This is a genomic window from Syntrophotalea acetylenica, assembly GCF_001888165.1.
GTDB classification, from domain to species: domain Bacteria; phylum Desulfobacterota; class Desulfuromonadia; order Desulfuromonadales; family Syntrophotaleaceae; genus Syntrophotalea; species Syntrophotalea acetylenica.
This window is the reverse complement of the sequence record NZ_CP015455.1, coordinates 204,167-220,965: the sequence shown is the minus strand read 5'-3', so window position 1 is coordinate 220,965 and position 16,799 is coordinate 204,167. Positions and strand designations below refer to the sequence as shown.

The 16,799-nt window shown below is 63.1% G+C and carries 10 protein-coding genes and 1 pseudogene; 6 read left to right on the top strand and 5 right to left on the bottom strand.

From position 1 onward, the window contains the following. The 6 genes and pseudogenes from A6070_RS01025 (at position 1) to A6070_RS01000 (ending at position 9,223) form a co-directional block, all read left to right on the top strand. Positions 1 to 726, top strand: coding sequence for an ABC transporter ATP-binding protein (locus A6070_RS01025; RefSeq protein WP_072286658.1), 726 nt, complete (start codon positions 1 to 3; stop codon positions 724 to 726). After that, positions 723 to 2,198, top strand: coding sequence for an efflux transporter outer membrane subunit (locus A6070_RS01020; protein ID WP_072286657.1), 1,476 nt, complete (start codon positions 723 to 725; stop codon positions 2,196 to 2,198). The genes A6070_RS01025 and A6070_RS01020 overlap by 4 nt, the downstream gene beginning before the upstream one ends. A 183-nt stretch (positions 2,199 to 2,381) precedes the next feature. Further along, positions 2,382 to 3,455 carry an HlyD family secretion protein gene (locus A6070_RS01015; protein WP_072288070.1) on the top strand — a complete coding sequence of 358 codons (1,074 nt, stop codon included), beginning with the start codon at positions 2,382 to 2,384 and terminating at the stop codon, positions 3,453 to 3,455. Next, complete coding sequence (gene rbbA, locus A6070_RS01010; protein WP_072501925.1) at positions 3,452 to 6,232, top strand: ribosome-associated ATPase/putative transporter RbbA; 2,781 nt, start codon at positions 3,452 to 3,454, stop codon at positions 6,230 to 6,232. Before A6070_RS01015 ends, rbbA begins: the two co-directional genes overlap by 4 nt. Further along, positions 6,232 to 7,355 (top strand): annotated as a pseudogene (locus A6070_RS01005) (ABC transporter permease). The gene rbbA and the pseudogene A6070_RS01005 overlap by 1 nt, the downstream one beginning before the upstream one ends. 173 nt (positions 7,356 to 7,528) lie before the next feature. Then, positions 7,529 to 9,223: a cation:proton antiporter domain-containing protein gene (locus A6070_RS01000; protein ID WP_072286655.1), complete on the top strand. Its 1,695-nt coding sequence runs from the start codon at positions 7,529 to 7,531 to the stop codon at positions 9,221 to 9,223. Positions 9,224 to 9,318: 95 nt separating this feature from the next. Here the strand turns inward: A6070_RS01000 and A6070_RS00995 are convergent, their stop codons facing one another. The 5 genes from A6070_RS00995 to A6070_RS00975 all read right to left on the bottom strand — a co-directional run bounded on the left by A6070_RS00995 (position 9,319) and on the right by A6070_RS00975 (position 16,752). Further along, entirely contained in the window at positions 9,319 to 10,788 is a 1,470-nt protein-coding gene (locus tag A6070_RS00995) for a hypothetical protein (RefSeq protein WP_072286654.1), read from the bottom strand. Positions 10,789 to 10,868: 80 nt separating this feature from the next. Continuing rightward, positions 10,869 to 12,344, bottom strand: a complete 1,476-nt coding sequence (locus A6070_RS00990; RefSeq protein WP_145926395.1) for a hypothetical protein — start codon at positions 12,342 to 12,344, stop codon at positions 10,869 to 10,871. A gap of 277 nt (positions 12,345 to 12,621) precedes the next feature. Next, the gene (locus A6070_RS00985; RefSeq protein WP_072501922.1) at positions 12,622 to 13,950 is read right to left on the bottom strand and encodes a hypothetical protein; all 1,329 of its coding nucleotides are present in this window, start codon (positions 13,948 to 13,950) and stop codon (positions 12,622 to 12,624) included. Between the two features lie 485 nt (positions 13,951 to 14,435). Beyond that, positions 14,436 to 15,818 (bottom strand): alginate export family protein, encoded by a 1,383-nt coding sequence (locus tag A6070_RS00980; RefSeq protein WP_235605489.1) that lies wholly within the window; start codon positions 15,816 to 15,818, stop codon positions 14,436 to 14,438. Positions 15,819 to 16,236: 418 nt separating this feature from the next. Beyond that, on the bottom strand, positions 16,237 to 16,752 hold the full coding sequence (locus A6070_RS00975) for a TlpA family protein disulfide reductase (protein WP_072286650.1): 516 nt from the start codon (positions 16,750 to 16,752) through the stop codon (positions 16,237 to 16,239). Positions 16,753 to 16,799 lie beyond the last annotated feature (47 nt).

Here is a 16,799-nt window from a genome sequence, read left to right as displayed (position 1 = left end):
ATGCTGGCAAAAGGCATCCGTGTGCATGGTTTGCGCAAACGCTACGGCAGCGGCGAAACGGCGGTCGAAGCCCTGAAATCGGTGGATATGCAGGTCGGCCCCGGGGAGGTGGTGGGGCTCATCGGCCCGTCGGGCTCCGGCAAAAGCACCCTGCTCAAGTGCCTGGGCGCAGTGATCGAGCCGACCGCCGGGCAGATGCACCTCGGCGAGGACCTGATCTACGACCAGGGCTGGAAAGTCAGGGACCTGCGCGCCCTGCGGCGCGACCGCATCGGCTTTGTGTTCCAGGCGCCATACCTGATCCCGTTTCTCGACGTCACCGACAACGTCGCGCTGCCGGCGATGCTGGCCGGACGCCCGAACGGCGAAGCCCGCGCCCGCGCCATGGAACTGCTGCAGGCTCTCGATGTGCAGCACCGCGCCCGCGCCATGCCCTCGCAGCTGTCCGGCGGCGAGCAGCAGCGCGTGGCCATCGCCCGCGGCTTGGTCAACCATCCGCCGGTGATCCTGGCCGACGAACCGACCGCGCCGCTGGACAGCGAGCGGGCGCTGGCCGTAATCCGCATCCTCAACGATATGGCCCGCACCTTTGAAACCGCCATCATCGTCGTTACCCACGACGAAAAAATCATCCCCACCTTCCGGCGCATCTATCATATCCGCGACGGCGTGACCTATGAAGAACAGGGCGAAGGTCGGGGCTGGGACCCGGGAGAGCTGTCATGATCAAGCCTTTACATCGTGTCGGACACTGCTGGCCGGCCTGGCTGGTGGCCCTGACCCTGAGCGGCTGTGCGGCCGGACCGGACTTCCAGCGCCCCGCCCCCCCGGACATCGCAGGCTATCTGGCCGCCCCGCATGCGGCGATCACGGCCTCGGCCCCCGGCATGCTGGGCAAGGCGCAAACCATCGCTGCCGCAACCCGGGCCGATAGCTGCTGGTGGCAAAACCTGGGGTCTGCCGCACTGAATGAACTGATCGATGAAGCGCTGGCCGCCAGCCCGACGCTGGAGGCCGCCCAGGCGACGCTGCGCCAGGCGCGTGAGCAATACGCCGCCCGCGCCGGCGATACCCGTTATCCGCAACTGGAAGGGACCCTGGGCGCCCGGCGCCAGCGTTTCAATCCCGGCTCCATGGGGCAAACCGGTCAGGCCCGTGAATTCAGTGTCTTCGAAGCGGGGGTGACGGTGGGCTATCGCTTCGATCTGGCCGGCAGCAACCGGCGCATGCTGGAAGCGCTGGCAGCCCGCGGCGATTACCAGCATCACCGGCTCGAAGGTGCCCGCCTGACCCTGGTGGCCGATATCGCCACGGCCGCCATCACGCGGGCCGGGCTGGCCGCACAGATCGACATCCTCGAAACCCTTGAGCGCTACGAACAGAAACGGCTGGCACTGATCCGGCAGCGGCTGTCTCTCGGCCAGGCGGCAAAAGACGAGGTCGCCGGCCGCCAAACCCGCGTCGCCCAGACCGGGGCCATGCTTCCGCCGTTACGCCAGCAGTTGCAGCAGCAGGATCATCGGCTGGCGACACTGGCCGGACGGGCCCCGGGGGCGCAACGCCCCCATCCCTTCACTTTGGCGGAGTTCGATCTGCCATCCAACCTGCCGCTGCTGGTGCCGTCGGCGCTGGTGCGCGGCAGGCCGGATATTCTCGCCGCCGAGGCACTGCTGCATGCCGCCAATGCAGAATACGGGGCCGCCGTCGCCAACCTGTATCCGCAGCTCGATCTGAGCGCCGACCTTGGATCGCAAGCGCTAACCACCGGTGCGCTGTTCGGCAGCGGCTCGCTGATCTGGAGCCTGGCGGGACAATTGACCCAGCCCCTGTTCAAACCCGGCCTGGCAGCGGAAAAACGCGCGGCGCTGGCCGGATTCGAGGCGGCGCGGGCCAACTATGAGGCGGTGGTACTGGAGGCGCTGCGGCAGGTGGCGGATGTGTTGAGGGCCCTGGAAAACGATGCGCGGCAACTGGCGTCGCTGTCCGTGGCGAACGCTGCCGCGGAGCAATCCCTTGAGATCGCCCGGCAGCGCACTCTGCTGGGCGCGGCCGCCGACGACGAACTGCTCGCGGCCCGGCAGCAGGCGCAGCAGACGCAACTCGATATGATCCAGGCCAGAACCGCCCGTCTGCTCGACAGCGTCGCCTTTTGCCAGGCAATGGGCGCCGCCGAGCTTCCCGCCTCGGGGCTTCCATAAAACGCCGCATAAACAACCTCCGGAAATTGAATGGCCGGGAGGTTGCTTTACAATAGCAGTATCGGGATGCTTCATACACGGCAGGCGCGTCAGGTGACCCTGCCGCCGTCATGGCAGGACGGGCCATCCTGCCATCTTGCACGGGATTTTCAACCGACAGGCACGGCCAAGGTGGAGTCCCCCATGCTGCAATTCAGGACAAGGCTGCTGCTGACACTGGCCGCCGGTGGGCTGATTATCGCGGGCATCTTTTATGGTGCAAGGCTTCTGAAAACGGATGCCGTCCCCGACGGATTCGCCAGCGGCAACGGCCGCATCGAAGCGGCGGAAATCGATATTGCCGCCAAAACCGCCGGCCGGGTCGAGGAAATTGATGTGAAGGAGGGTGACTTCGTTACGGCCGGCCAGGTGCTGGCCCGCATGGATACGGAGGTTCTCGAAGCCCGCAAAAAAGAGGCTCAGGCGCTGCTGCGCCAGGCCGGGTACGCCGTCGAAGCGGCCCGCAGCCAGGTAAACCGCTACCGGGGCGAGAAGGAAGCCGCACAAGCGGTGGTGCGCCAGCGCCAGGCCGAGATCGTGGCGGCCCGGAACCGTTTGGAGCGGTCCCGGGCCGCCGCTCGCGAAAATGCCGTCTCCGCCCAGCGGGTCGATGACGACCGGGCCGCCTACCTCAGCCTGCTGGCCATGCTGCATGCCGCCGAAGCCGACGTCAAAGCGGTCGAAGCCGCCATCGTGATGTCGGGATCCCAGGTGATCGGCGCAGAGTCCAGTGTCGAGGCGGCACAGGCGACCCTGCAGCGGATCGAGGCCGAGATCCGGGACAGCGTACTGAAGGCGCCCTGCAGCGGACGGGTGCAGTATCGGGTAGCGCAGCCCGGTGAAGTTCTCGGCGCCGGCGGCATCGTTCTGAACATGATCAACCTCGCCGATGTGTACATGACCTTCTTCCTGCCCACGGCCGCAGCCGGCAAACTCGCCATCGGCAGCGAAGCGCGCCTGATACTCGACGCCGCGCCCCGCTACGTGGTACCGGCCACCATCTCCTTTGTTGCCGATGTCGCCCAGTTCACGCCCAAAACCGTCGAAACCGCCAGCGAGCGGCAGAAGCTTATGTTCCGGGTCAAGGCGCAGATCGCACCGGAACTGCTCAGCAAATACATCACCAACGTCAAAACCGGCCTGCCGGGTAGCGCCTATGTGCGCATCGACCCCCGGCAACCCTGGCCGGAGGCCCTGCAGGTCAGGCTGCCGCCATGACCGACGACCTTTTCACCCCCCGAAAAGTCCCTGACCAATCCGCGGTGGCGCAGCTGACCGGCATCAGCCTGCGCTATGGCAAGGTGCGGGCGCTGGATGGCATCGACCTGCGGATCCCGGGCGGCTGCGTGGTCGGCCTGATCGGACCGGACGGCGTCGGCAAATCGAGCCTGATGGCGCTGGTCGCCGGAGTTCGCGCGCTGCAGCAGGGGCAACTGGAGGTGCTCGGCCATAACATGGCGAAAGCCCGTGACCGGGAGCGGATCCGCCCCCGCATCGCCTACATGCCACAGGGCCTGGGCAAAAACCTCTATGCCTCCCTTTCGGTGGAGGAGAACCTGCAGTTTTTCGGCCGCCTGTTTGGCCACGGCGCCAGGGAAAGGCGGGCGCGCATCGATGAACTGACAGCCTGGACGGGCCTTTACCCGTTCCGGTCGCGGCCGGTCGGCAAACTCTCCGGCGGCATGAAGCAGAAGCTCGGCCTGTGCTGTGCCCTGATGCATGCCCCGGACCTGCTGATTCTGGACGAACCGACCACCGGCGTCGATCCGCTGGCGCGCAGCCAGTTCTGGAAGCTGATCGGAAGGATCCGCCGGGAGCGCAGCGCCATGAGCGTCATCGCTTCAACCGCCTACATGGACGAGGCTCGGCGTTTCGACTGGCTGGTGGCCATGGATGCCGGCAGGGTATTGGCCGCCGGCACGCCCCGCGCGCTGCTCGATGGCACCGCCACCGATACCCTGGAAGCCGCCTTCATCGCCATGCTGCCCGAACCACGCCGACGCGGCCACCGGCCCGTGGAAATTCCGCCTCTCGATCTGGATGAAGACGCCGAAATCGCCATCGAGGCGCGCGACCTGACCCGACGCTTCGGCGACTTCGTGGCGGTCGACCATGTCAACTTCCGCATCCGGCAAGGCGAAATCTTCGGTTTTCTGGGATCCAACGGCTGCGGCAAAACCACCACCATGAAAATGCTGACCGGCCTGCTGCCGGCCAGCGACGGGCATGCCTGGCTGTTCGGCCACCCCGTCGATCCCCACGATCTCGCCATCCGCGGGCGGGTCGGCTACATGTCGCAGACCTTCTCCCTCTACTCGGAGCTGAGCGTCCGGCAGAACCTGGAGCTGCACGCGCGGCTGTTCCGGCTGTCAGCGCCACATATCCCGGGACGGGTGGCGGAAATGCTGCGCCGTTTCGGCCTTGACGAAGTCCCCGGCGTTCTCCCCAAAAGCCTGCCCCTCGGCCTGCGGCAGCGGCTCTCCCTGGCCGTGGCCATGGTGCACAGACCGGACATGCTGATTCTCGACGAACCGACCTCGGGCGTGGATCCCATCGCCCGCGACAACTTCTGGCGGCTGATGATCGATTTGGCACGCCAGGACAAGGTCACCATCTTCGTCTCCACCCACTTCATGAACGAAGCGCAGCGCTGCGACCGCATCTCGTTGATGCACGACGGCCGCGTGCTGGCCAGCGGCACTCCGGCGGAGCTGATACGCCAGCGCGGCGCAAACACCCTGGAAGATGCGTTCATTGATTTCCTCAGGGAGGCCGGGGCCTGCGAGCAACCGGCGATTGCCGCCGAAGCGGAAACGGTCCCCGCGGCGGCCCCCTTTGCCGATGGCAGAGCGCCGGCACGCCATGGTTTTTTCCATCCGGCCCGCGCCCTGGGCTACAGCCTGCGGGAAGCGCTGGAACTGCGGCGCGATCCGGTGCGCGGCACCATGGCCCTGCTCGGCACCCTGTTTCTGATGCTGATCATGGGCTATGGCATCAGCATGGACGTGGAGAATCTGCGCTTTGCCGTGCTCGACCGGGACCAGACAACCCTGAGCCGCAACTACGTGCTGAACCTGTCGGGATCACGCTATTTCATCGAATGTCCGCCGCTTTCCGATTACCGGGAAATTGACCGGCGCATGCGCAGCGGCGAACTGTCCCTGGCTATCGAGATCCCCCCCGGATTCGCCCGCGACCTGCAACACGGCCGGCCGGCAACTATCGGCGCCTGGATCGACGGTGCCATGCCGTCAAGGGCTGAAACGGTCCGGGGTTACGTGCAGGGCATGCACCAATGGTGGCTGGAGGACATGGAGCGGCGCCGTTCCAAGGGCCGAAGCCGACCCTTGGCCACCATCGAGACCCGGTTTCGCTACAACCCGGCGGTTGAAAGCCGGCCGGCGATGGTCCCGGCGGTCATGCCGCTGCTGTTGCTGATGATCCCGGCGATGCTGACCGCCTTGTCGGTGGTGCGCGAAAAGGAACTCGGCCCCATCGTCAACTTTTATGTCACCCCTGTCTCCCGCGCCGAGTTCCTGCTCGGCAAGCAACTGCCCTACGTGGTTCTGGCAATGCTGAACTTTTTGCTGATGACGGTTCTGACCGTCACCCTTTTCAAGGTGCCGGTCAAGGGCAGTTTCATGGTGCTGGCGACCGCTGCATGCCTGTACGCCATCATTGCCACCGGTTTCGGGCTGCTTGCGTCAACCTTCACCCGCAGCCAGATCGCGGCCATGTTCTTCGCCATGCTCGGCACCATGCTGCCGGCCATCGAGTTCGCCGGTCTGCTCAACCCGGTTTCGTCACTGGAGGGCGCCGGAGCAATCATCGGCCGCATCTACCCGGCCACGCACTTTCTGACCATCTGCCGCGGCGTCTTCAACAAGGCCCTGGGGCTGCCGGACCTGCAGGCCTCCCTGTGGTCGCTGCTGCCGGCCATTCCAGTGATCCTCGGGCTGGCCATCGTGCTGCTGAAAAAACAGGAGACCCGATGATGCGTCCTGCCGCCACCATCTACCGCCTGGGCATCAAGGAGCTGTGGAGCCTGGCCCGCGACCCGGCCATGCTGATACTGATCGTCTATACCTTCACCGCTGCCGTCTACATCGCCGCGACCGCCATGCCCGATGCCCTGCACAAAACCCCCATCGCCATTGTCGACGAGGACGACTCGCCGCTGTCGGCACGCATCGCCACGGCCTTTTATCCGCCCTACTTCATGCCTCCGGCAAAACTTGCGCTGAGCGAAGTGGATCCGGTGCTGGACGCAGGGGAATACAGCTTCGTCCTCGACATTCCCCCGGCTTCCAGCGCGACGTGCTGGCCGGGCGGTCGCCGGCGATGCAGCTCAACGTCGATGCGACCCGCATGAGCCAGGCCTTCACCGGCAGCGGCTACATCCAGCAGATCGCCCTGGGCCAGGTTCGCGAATTCGCGCAGCGTTACCGTGCCAGGGAAACGCCAAGGGCGGACCTGGAGTTGCGGGTTCGCTTCAACCCCAACCTGACCCAGACATGGTTCGGCGCGGTCATGGAAATCATCGACAACATCACCATGCTGTCCATCATTCTGGCCGGCGCGGCCCTGATCCGCGAACGGGAGCACGGCACCATCGAGCACCTTCTGGCGATGCCGGTTACCCCGGCCGAAATCATGCTGTCCAAGCTCTGGCCCATGGCACTGGTGGTCCTGCTGGCGACAGGCGTCTCTCTGACCTTCATCGTGCGCGGCGCGCTGCAGGTGCCGATCAGCGGCTCGGCGGCACTCTTTATGGCGTGCGCCGCAATGCACCTGTTCGCCACCACCTGCATGGGAATCTTCATGGCGACCCTGGCGCGTTCCATGCCCCAGTTGGCGCTGCTGATCCTGCTGACCCTGTTGCCGTTGCAGATGCTCTCGGGAGGCATGACGCCCCGCGAGAGCATGCCGGCCTTCGCCAGGAACATCATGCTCGCCGCGCCAACCACCCATTTTGTCTCGGCTTCGCAGGCCATTCTGTTCCGCGCCGCGGGGCTGGAGGTGGTATGGCCGCAACTGCTCGCCCTGGCATGCATCGGTGCCCTGTTCTTCGGCGTTGCGCTGGGACGCTTTCGGAAATCCCTTGGCATGCCCGGATGATTGGCGCCCGACGGCACCTGTCCCGCAGGTCTCTCTGAAAACATTTTTGCTTGCGTCCGCGCAAAACCCCGGGTAGGTTGACGGCTGCTCTTGACGACGCTCCTGTTCTGGCGGGTCCGGCCGTCTTCACGCCGGGACGCGCACAATCTTCCATCGGTTCTGCAGAGGTTGGCATGGACAGCCTGACGCACAGTGAAATCACCGCCCTGTTGCTGGCTCTGGGAGTGCTCCTGGCCAGCGCCCGGCTGCTCGGCGAGCTGGCCCGCCGGTTCCATCTGCCGGCGGTCCTCGGCGAAATTCTGGCCGGCATCCTTTGGGGCCCGACCGTTTTTGGCGCCCTGGCCCCGGCCGGTCGGACCTTCCTCTTTCCAAGCCATGGCGGAGGGGCGCTGGCCCTCGACGGTCTGACCACCCTGGCCATCACCCTGTTTCTGTTGGTGGCCGGCATGGAGGTAGACCTCTCCACCGTGTGGCGTCAGGGTAAAAGCGCCGTCAGCGTCGGCGTCGCCGGCATTGTCGTGCCCTTTGCCCTGGGTTTCGCGGCATCCTGGTATCTACCGGAGATAATGGGGATGGAGGCCGGCGCGAGCCCGCTGATCTTCGCCCTGTTCATGGCCACCGCCCTGTCCATCTCCGCCTTGCCGGTGATCGCCAAGACCCTGATGGACCTCAATCTCTACCGCAGTGATCTGGGCATGCTGCTGATAGCCGCGGCGGTGCTCAATGACCTGGTCGGCTGGATTATCTTCGCCGTCATTCTCGGTATGCTCGGCACGGCAGCCATCACCCTGAGCATCGGCCAGACCATCGGGCTGACACTGGGCTTCACCGTCGTCATGCTGACGCTGGGACGCGGGCTCATCAACCGCGCCCTGCCGTGGATCCAGGCCCACAGCAGCTGGCCGGGCGGCGTGCTCGGTTTTGCCCTGGCGCTGACCCTTATGGCGGCTGCCTTCACCGAATGGATCGGCGTCCATGCCATCTTCGGTTCCTTTCTGGCGGGGGTGGCGCTGGGCGACTCCCAGCATCTGCGGGAAAAAACCCGCGCCGTCATCGACCAGTTCGTGTCCTTTATTTTCGCACCGCTGTTTTTTGCCAGTATCGGACTGAAAGTCGATTTTATCGCCAATTTCGATGCGCTGCTGGTTGGCGTTGTGCTGCTCATCGCCACCCTCGGCAAGGTCTTCGGCTGCAGCCTGGCGGGGCGCCTCAGCGGCATGGACCGGCGTGAATCCTGGGCTGTCGGGTTCGGCATGAACGCCCGCGGCGCCATGGAGATCATTCTGGGCCTGCTCGCCCTCAGCAACGGCCTGATCGGCGAACGCCTGTTCGTCGCCCTGGTGTTCATGGCACTGGCAACCTCCCTGCTGAGCGGTCCGCTTCTGCAACGCCTGCTGCACCTGAAAAAACCCCGCCGCTTCACCGACTTCATAACCACCCGCAGCTTCGTCAATCCCACCGCCGCGGTTACCCGCGAGGATGCGATCACCGAGCTGTCTTATGCCGCGGCACAAGCCGCCGGGCTGGATGCCGACGCCGTCGCCAGGGCCGTTCTGAAGCGCGAAGAACTCATGGCTACCGGCCTCGGCATGGGAGTTGCCGCCCCCCATGCCCGCCTGCCCGGCCTGCAGGCGCCTGTCATCGCCGCGGGTTTATCGCATTTCGGTATTGACTTTGACGCCCCCGATGCCTGCCCTGCGCAACTGATCTTCCTTATCCTGACCCCGGTCCACGACGACGGGGCACAACTGGAAATTCTGGCGGATATCGCCGCCTCCCTCAAGGCCAGGGAACTGCGGGAAAAGTTACTGCAGGTTAACGGCTTGACCGAGTTTCTGGCCCTGGTCAAAAGCGGGCAGCCCCACTGAATCCGCCCACTAATTAAAAAGCGCCCCTTGTCACTTCAAGGGGCGCTTTTACGGATCATTTTCTGTCAAACAGTGGCCGGCGGTTTTTCCATTTGTCAGTTATCCAGAGGCACGCGCTGCAGATAAGCCTCACCGCTGCCGTCGGCTTTCTGGTTGAGCAACAGCAGAGCCGCGCTCACCTTGCCCTGCTGTTTTACCAGGGCAAAATCGAGAATGAAGGCTTCGATTCCGGCGAACAGTTCCCGCACCGCGAAGCGGTCGCCGCTCCAGCGCACCGCCACCAGTTTGTCCCTTCCCGTGGGCTTGCCGATCAGGGGCAGCCCGGTGCTGCGCTCCCGGCGGATGGTGTAAGCGGTCCCGTCAGCGTCGACCACAACACGCGGAGGGAGGCTGTGCCATGTTTCACGCACCATGTCTTCCTTGCCGAAGCCGGCCCGGTACTCCGGGGTTTCCAAAGGCACGGCGACACGTGGACCCACAAATTCTCCAAAGTCATACAGCAGACTGCCGCCGGCCAACGGCGCGCCATCCTGCCGGGACACCAGCCGCAGCTGCTGATCGGCCGTCCACTGCAGTGCCTGCTGCTGGCCGATGGGTGTGGTTTCGAACAGATTGCCCCCGGCCCAGGCAACGGCCTTTTGCCCGGCATTCCAGCTCTTGCCGCTGGTATCCAGGGCAACCACCGGTCCCTGGTACAAACTGTGGTTGCCGCGATACTGCACAAAACCGAGCTTGTCCTGCAGTCTTACAAACGCCCGCGGACCGGGACTCGCGGATAAGCCCCGCCCGGCTTGTTCGAACACGACGGCACGGGGCCGGGAATCGGTACCGGCATAGATGCCCCGCGTGTCATCCGCCCATACGGCGACCAGTTCCGGATCGCCGTCCCGGTCCGGATCTCCGGCTTCGAGATACAAGGCCCGCCAGGCGGGGTGGCCGTGCACATACGGTCCCCAGGGGTGCAGCAGGTTCTGCTGCAGTCGGTAAGGCTGCACGCCTTCATCGGTCAGCACCGCGAGATCCAGCCCCTGCTCCCCCGCATCCGCCAGCCATGCCAGACTGCGAGGGCGGCCCGGCAACGACAGCGGGCCGGGCAGGTTCGACGACGCGGGACGCGATGCGGCAGGGACTGCCGAGGATGGGACCACGGCCGGCACAGGCCGGGCCGCTGAAAGCGGCGCGGCAACCGGTTGTTCCACCGGAGCCTCGCCGGCAGGCGGCGCGTGGCGTTCAAAAGCGATAATCGCGCCATCGACGGCGCGCCGCAAAAAGGCCATCGCCCCGCCGTCGTTATCTTTCAGTTCAAGCACCAGGCCCCTGCCGCCGGAGGGCACCTGATCACCCGTTCGAACCGCAAAGCCGTGCATCAGCAGCTGCTCCAGGGTTGCCTGGCCGGCAGCGGTGGAGAACGGGGACTTTGTGGCGGTGACCAGCAGCAGTTCCTTCTGCCCCTGCCATGCGGACAGGGCCCGGTCGATCCGGGGCCATGGGATCGAGGCGGCGAAGGCCGGCACGACACACAGCAGACATATCAGTGCCGCAACAAGACGGACAGAGATTCTCATCGCTTATCCCTTCGGATGCAAAACCAATACTCGACACAACAGGCCGGTGCACGGTATGTCGCACCGGCCCGTGTTTATTCTCAATAGGTCCAGGCCAGGGTCAGGCAATTGACAAAGGCGGGATCGTCACCGAACTGATCCTTGATACCATCGCCCGGAACAAAGGTGGAGAAAATATAGTCGATGGAAAAGTTTTTGTTGAACGCATACAGCAACTGCAGGTCGAAAGTGGTGCCCGCGTAGTCGTCGACCTTTTCGCCGGGTTTACGCGTGTTGATCAGATTGGCGGTTTCATCGTACCAGATGAAAAACGCCTGGGTCTTGTACATCAGGCCGGGCAGAATCGCGGCAAGGTCGCCACGGGTGCCGACGGCAATCAGTTTCTGGCCGGGGTTGTCGCCGCTGCCACCGTTGCCAATGCCGCCATAACGGTTGGTTCTGAAAGCCCGTTCCGGAGAATAGGAATAAAGGGTGGCACCGTAGCTCTGACCAAGATCCTCGCCCAGGATGTTGCCGTCCATGCCGAGCAAAGGCGTGTAGCGGCCGATGTCGCCGATCCCGACCCAGCCCTCGACGTCGTCGTCGCTGGCATCATCGTCGCCCTGGGTATAACGGAATGCCACGTAAGGATTGAACGCCTTGTTCATCAGCACTTCAAGGCCGGCGAACATGGCCCAGGCGGAGATGTCCCTGCCGTTGTCGAATTCGCCATCAGCGGCCATAACTTCGAAATACGGCTTGAACCATCCAGCCTGGCCGGTGGCCTCCAGACCGAAGTAATGGATCCTTGCCTGTGCCGAATCGTTATCGCTGAAGGCGTAGACCGGGCTCAACGCCATGGAGAGGATGTTGTTTTCCCCGGAGCTGTTGCCGAACAAGGCATGTTGCGGCAGGGCGGCGCTTTTGCCCCCCATATCCTGAACCAGCTTGAGAGTGTAGACCCTCCAGTCGTCAGCGTCCGGGCTGCGCAGGTATTTCCCATCGTCATCGGCGGTGGGCAGGCTGTTGCGGTTCTGGATCGGCAGATACAGCAGTTCATAGCTCAACGCATCGGTCAGATCGCCGCGAAACCCGAGAAACGGATGATCGTCGCCAAACAGCAGGCCTCCGCTGCCGATGTCCAGGGCCCGCACATCCCAGCCGGTTTCCAGTTCCAGCCAGGGGAAGAAGCGGTACAGCAGTTCCGCCCGTTCGATGCCGAATTCGCCTCCGGAGTTGGGCTTGCCCTCGTAGCTGGTGGCGCCGCTGTAGTAGGAACGGTCGGCACTGTCCTTCTCCATGATGACGTCGGCCTCCGCGATCATTTTCACCGACCAGCGCTCGCCTGCGGCCTTCCAGCCAAGCCGCAGTTCGGCGCGGATGTGCTGATCGCCGGTCAGGCCCCCCTCGTTGATGATGAAGGCATCGTTTTTGCCGTCATTGAAATCGAAGTTGTCATAGAATGTCGGCTTGATTTTGGCCGTACCAAAAAACTCGATGGCGGCCGTGGCGGGTGCGGCAGGCAGCCATGCCACAAGCAGCGCGGTCAGCCACAGTAGACGGATGTTTCCCAGCATTGCGTTGTACCTCCTGTCAAAAAGAGAATTTTCCCGGACCAGCCTGACGCCTGCCAGATCCTGAAAGGGGCATGAAACGGCTTCGCCGGAAAATCGAATAACATCGGGCATTGCCCGCCACGCCGATATAGCAGGAAAACCGCTTGTCCGTCAATGTTCATAAAACAATGTTTTGTCGTTTCGGAATGATATTTGGTTAGAACAAACATGCGTGCGGCAAAACAAAACCCCGGTCATTGGCCGGGGTTTTGGGGATATTGTCTATGCGAATGGAGGCTTAGCGGTTCAAGGGAAACACGAGCAGCTGGCTGTCGCCACCCTTGCCGAACACCGAACCCGGCTGGGTGGCCACGATCAGCACCCGCTTCTGGTCCAGTGCCAGCCCCTGCAAGGGCACATCGAGCTCTTCCCCGAGCGTCCCCTTGACAAACATGCCATCGCGATATTTCACCACCGCCAGCCAGCTCTTGCCGATATTGGCGGAAATGCCCGGCGCGGACATGAAGGACGATTCGGAAGCGACGCTCAACAACTCGCGGCTGCCGTCACCATCGAGGTCGACGGCCAGAGGCGGAACCTCGAAGGCGGCGAAATGGGTTTTGGTTTCACGGGCGTTGGGTTGTTCCTCGAACATGATACGGGAAACGGAACCGCCCATCATCTTGGGAGATCTGTACCGCTGCTTTTCGCCGGAGTAGACATACATCAATCCGTCGCGGGTGAAGACCGTTTCGGGATTACGGTCGCCGTCAAGATCGGCCATCAGGCTGCCAATCACGGTAAACCGGCGGGGCAGCTTGAAGCCGGGGGCGACAGGTGAAAATTCGCCACCTTTAAACTGCAGTTCCCGCACGACCGTGCCCCAGAACATTTCGCGGTCGAAGACCTGCGCCAGCAGCAGTTCGCGGCTGCCGTCGCCGTCACGGTCGAAGCTGCCCAGGGCATAGGGCAGGACCCCGCCGACCGGGACCAGGGTCCGGTTTTCATAGCGATAAACCAAGGAGCTCAGGCCGTTGTCCTTCCAGGCGGAAACGGCAAGGTAGGTATTTCCATCGGCGGGCTGCCACCAGCCGAGGGCAAGGACCTGCGGCATATGGGAGGGCTGAACTTCGCCCAACGGCACCAGAGTGTCCCCGGCCCTGAACAGCTTGATGACGGTGCCGTCGGTGGCCGCCATCACATGCTCGCCGCCTGTCGTGACAAAATCGGACATGACCGCCGCAAAACCGAGTCCGCCAAGGGTCTGAAAGCCGGGCATGGAGACATCGTACTGCACGCCGTAGGGCGACGCGGCAGGCTTGGCCGGGGCCTCGAGGTGATAAGGCGCGGCAGCGGCCACCGGCAAAGCCGCGGCGGGCGCGGCCGCCATCCCGGCCGGCGGCGGATACGAACGCACCACGTTGTAGTTCTGGTCGCGTACCGTGATGCCATCATTCGCTGCCACGATGTACAGATCGGCAGCCGTGCTGCCGGCCGCTGTCGGCGGTGCCGGCTTCTGGTCCTGCACGGCGGCAAAATCCTGCCAGTCAAGGGCGGGCAACGCCGATTTGAGAGCGCTGTAAAACCCTTCGGCCCGGCCCGTATAATCGCGGAACTGGGTACGCAAACCGTCGTAGCGGCGGATAGCGTCACCACGCCGGATGTCGCCTTTGGCGGAGACGGCGCGGGTGTGGGAAAATCCCCCTTGACCTGGCTGACCTGCAGGATGCCCTTGCTGGCATCGAGGGTGCCGAGCACCTTGCCGGTTACAGGGTGGGTGATTTTCTCCCCCGGCACAACCACGCTGAACAGGTCTCCCTCCACAACCCCCCGGGCCGCGTCGAGATCGATGAGATATTCATCCTGCACCGGCAGCACCACGTAACCCGCCAGCGGCTGCAGATCCTTAACCATATCCTCCAGGGTGCCGGACGAAGCCGCACCGGCCGTCGCCAGCAGCAGCGCCGCCAGCCATACGCTCACTTTGGAAATCAAGGCCAAACCTCCTGTTGTACGATGTGCAGATCCGATGTTTTGAACGCCCGGCCGACATAGAAAAAGGGGCCGGGAAAAACCCGGCCCCAACTTAGCACATCAAGTATTCGGAAACAATTAGAACTTGAACTGAATGCGGGCGTCGGTGCGGAACACGTCGTCGCCGTCGCCACCGGCCATGGCTTCCCAGGCATCGCCGGCCACCAGGTAACCGGCATTGATGTCGGCGGTCAGGCCCTTCATGATGGTGTAGCTGGTGCCAACCACGAATTCATGGCCGAGATCGTCATCGCCGAGCAGTTCGTCCTCGGCGGTGTTGTGCCAGAAATACTTGGCCCAGACCTTGGTCTTGTCGTTGAGCTGACGGGCGACACCGGCATAAATCATCTTGTAGCCCTGGTCGAACACATAGGGCGCCTGGCTGAAGGAGTTGTCGTCGGCAAAGTTGTCGAAGATAACAACCGAACCGATCATGGAGGTGGAGATGTCGATCACGTCAAAGTTTTCGGCGTCGCCATCAAAGGGATCGTCGTCGCCGGAAGCGTACAGGCCGCCGAGGGTGTAGGTATTTTTGCCAACGGCATAGTCAAGCTGGCCGTGGAACAGGAACGCCTTGCGGTCGAGGCTTTCGCCCAGGTCGCTGGAGGAGACTTCGCCGGTCAGGTACATGCCGGTGAACATACCCGACAGATTGTCCCACTTGCCCTTGCCGGACAGGCCCAGCCAGATTTCCTCGTCCTGCACGTCGGTGGCCAGGGAAGCAAAATCGCCGGTAATCACATTGGTATAACCAACGGTCTCCTCGCCCTGATCCATATAGATCACAAAAGCGTTGAGGCTGTTGCCGTTGTCGAAGGTGTAGGTCAGATCGGCGGCATAGGCGTCGTCGTAGGCGGTTTTTCTGTCACCGCCGGAGGTGGCATTGGAACCATTCCAGTCATTGCGGAACCAGCCGAGGGAGTAGGCCCAGCTGCCGTCCTTGCGGGTCCATTTGACGCCGCCGGCGTTATCGGCCCACAGCAGGGGATTGTAGCCGACCGGCTGCAGACCGAGGGTCAGGCGGGAGGCCGGGTCGAAGGGCAGTTCGATGTCGGTGTAGGCCCACATCAGTTCGAACACGTTGTCGTCGCCACCGAAATCGGCACCGCTGCCACCAAATTTGGAGGAACCGAATTCAAACCCGACCACGCCCTTGACTTTCTTCTCGTCGTCGGACACGACCATGTGCATGCGATACTTGATTTCGCCGAAGAAATCGCTGTCGTTGGTTTCCTTTTTGGTGCTGGGCACGGTGACTTTGCCCTGGGCGGCAACAATGGCTGCACCGGGCACACTGAAGGAACCGAGGTACTTTTCGCTGTCCTTGCTGGTGCGCACGGACAGGTCGGCCTGGGTGCTGTAGGAGAAGCGGTTGTTGAGGTGGCCATGCCACTCAACGTTGATGGCCATGGCGGGCGCGGCCATGGCCACGGCGATCAGGGTCGCCAGGACAATACGCATCTGTTTCACGGTTTGGTCTCCTTCCATCTAGAAAAAGAAAAGTACAGGTTCCCGCGGTCGGCGGACATGCCTTGACGCAAAAACCGGTTTGGGGTGGAAAGCATCTGCCTTCACAAACCCCGAAGCTCCATCTCCGATATGTCCCGATGTTTCCCGGCAGAACAAATGCCGGATCCGGGTCGACTCTTTTTCAGGTCACCGATGCTGCCGATATTGCAAAGCGGGCGGCATCATCGACCGTGCATCTCTTACAACTTGTGTGCCAAACGCCATATCTTGATGTATACAGCGTCCCTGACGCAACATAGCCGAAAAAGCAGGGCCACAAGGGCTTATTCAAACATGGCACAGTGTGTTGATCACGCCACAGTCTGTTTTACTTTGTGCAACAATCGCCACAACGCGCTGCATTGTGGTATCATTGCCCTTTCCCGGAAGGCTGATCGAGCAGGGGACGCAAAGCCGCAGTCAGCCCGGCGGCATCGACCCCGAGGGTATCCTCAACGATGCGCCGGGAACCATCCAGCACCAGAACCCTGGGGATCGGGTAAACCCGGTAGGACCGATGCACCTGGCCATCATCGATCAGGGCTTCAAAGTTACGGGGAAGCTTTTTGTTCTTGAGATATTTTTGCACGGCTCCGGGCGACTCCTGGATAAAAACCTCCAGCACCACAATACGGTTATCGTCAAGAAAGCGGCGGCTGCGCTCCAACTCGGCCATCTGCACCCGGCACCCGGGGCACCAGGTGGTACCGATGAGCAGCACAGCCGGGCGACCGGCATAATCCGAGAGCCTGACGAGTTTGCCTTGCAGGTTACGCAGTTTGAAATCGGGGGCGGAAGTGCCGGGGACAAGCTGACACAGCGCCGGGGTGGCTGCGCTGAACATTAACAACCACGCGAGCGCGAGGCGCAGAAATGTTTTTTTCACGGACCCTCCCCAAAACGCCAAGCCACCAGAAATCAAAACGCCTGATT

Bases quoted from the DNA above. Each gene is read 5' to 3' on its own strand.
- A6070_RS00990 (WP_145926395.1), bottom strand. From the start codon at position 12,344: ATGCTGGGAAACATCCGTCTACTGTGGCTGACCGCGCTGCTTGTGGCA.
- A6070_RS00980 (WP_235605489.1), bottom strand. From the start codon at position 15,818: ATGCGTATTGTCCTGGCGACCCTGATCGCCGTGGCCATGGCCGCGCCC.
- A6070_RS01000 (WP_072286655.1), top strand. From the start codon at position 7,529: ATGGACAGCCTGACGCACAGTGAAATCACCGCCCTGTTGCTGGCTCTG.
- A6070_RS00995 (WP_072286654.1), bottom strand. From the start codon at position 10,788: ATGAGAATCTCTGTCCGTCTTGTTGCGGCACTGATATGTCTGCTGTGT.
- A6070_RS01025 (WP_072286658.1), top strand. From the start codon at position 1: ATGCTGGCAAAAGGCATCCGTGTGCATGGTTTGCGCAAACGCTACGGC.
- rbbA (WP_072501925.1), top strand. From the start codon at position 3,452: ATGACCGACGACCTTTTCACCCCCCGAAAAGTCCCTGACCAATCCGCG.
- A6070_RS01015 (WP_072288070.1), top strand. From the start codon at position 2,382: ATGCTGCAATTCAGGACAAGGCTGCTGCTGACACTGGCCGCCGGTGGG.
- A6070_RS01020 (WP_072286657.1), top strand. From the start codon at position 723: ATGATCAAGCCTTTACATCGTGTCGGACACTGCTGGCCGGCCTGGCTG.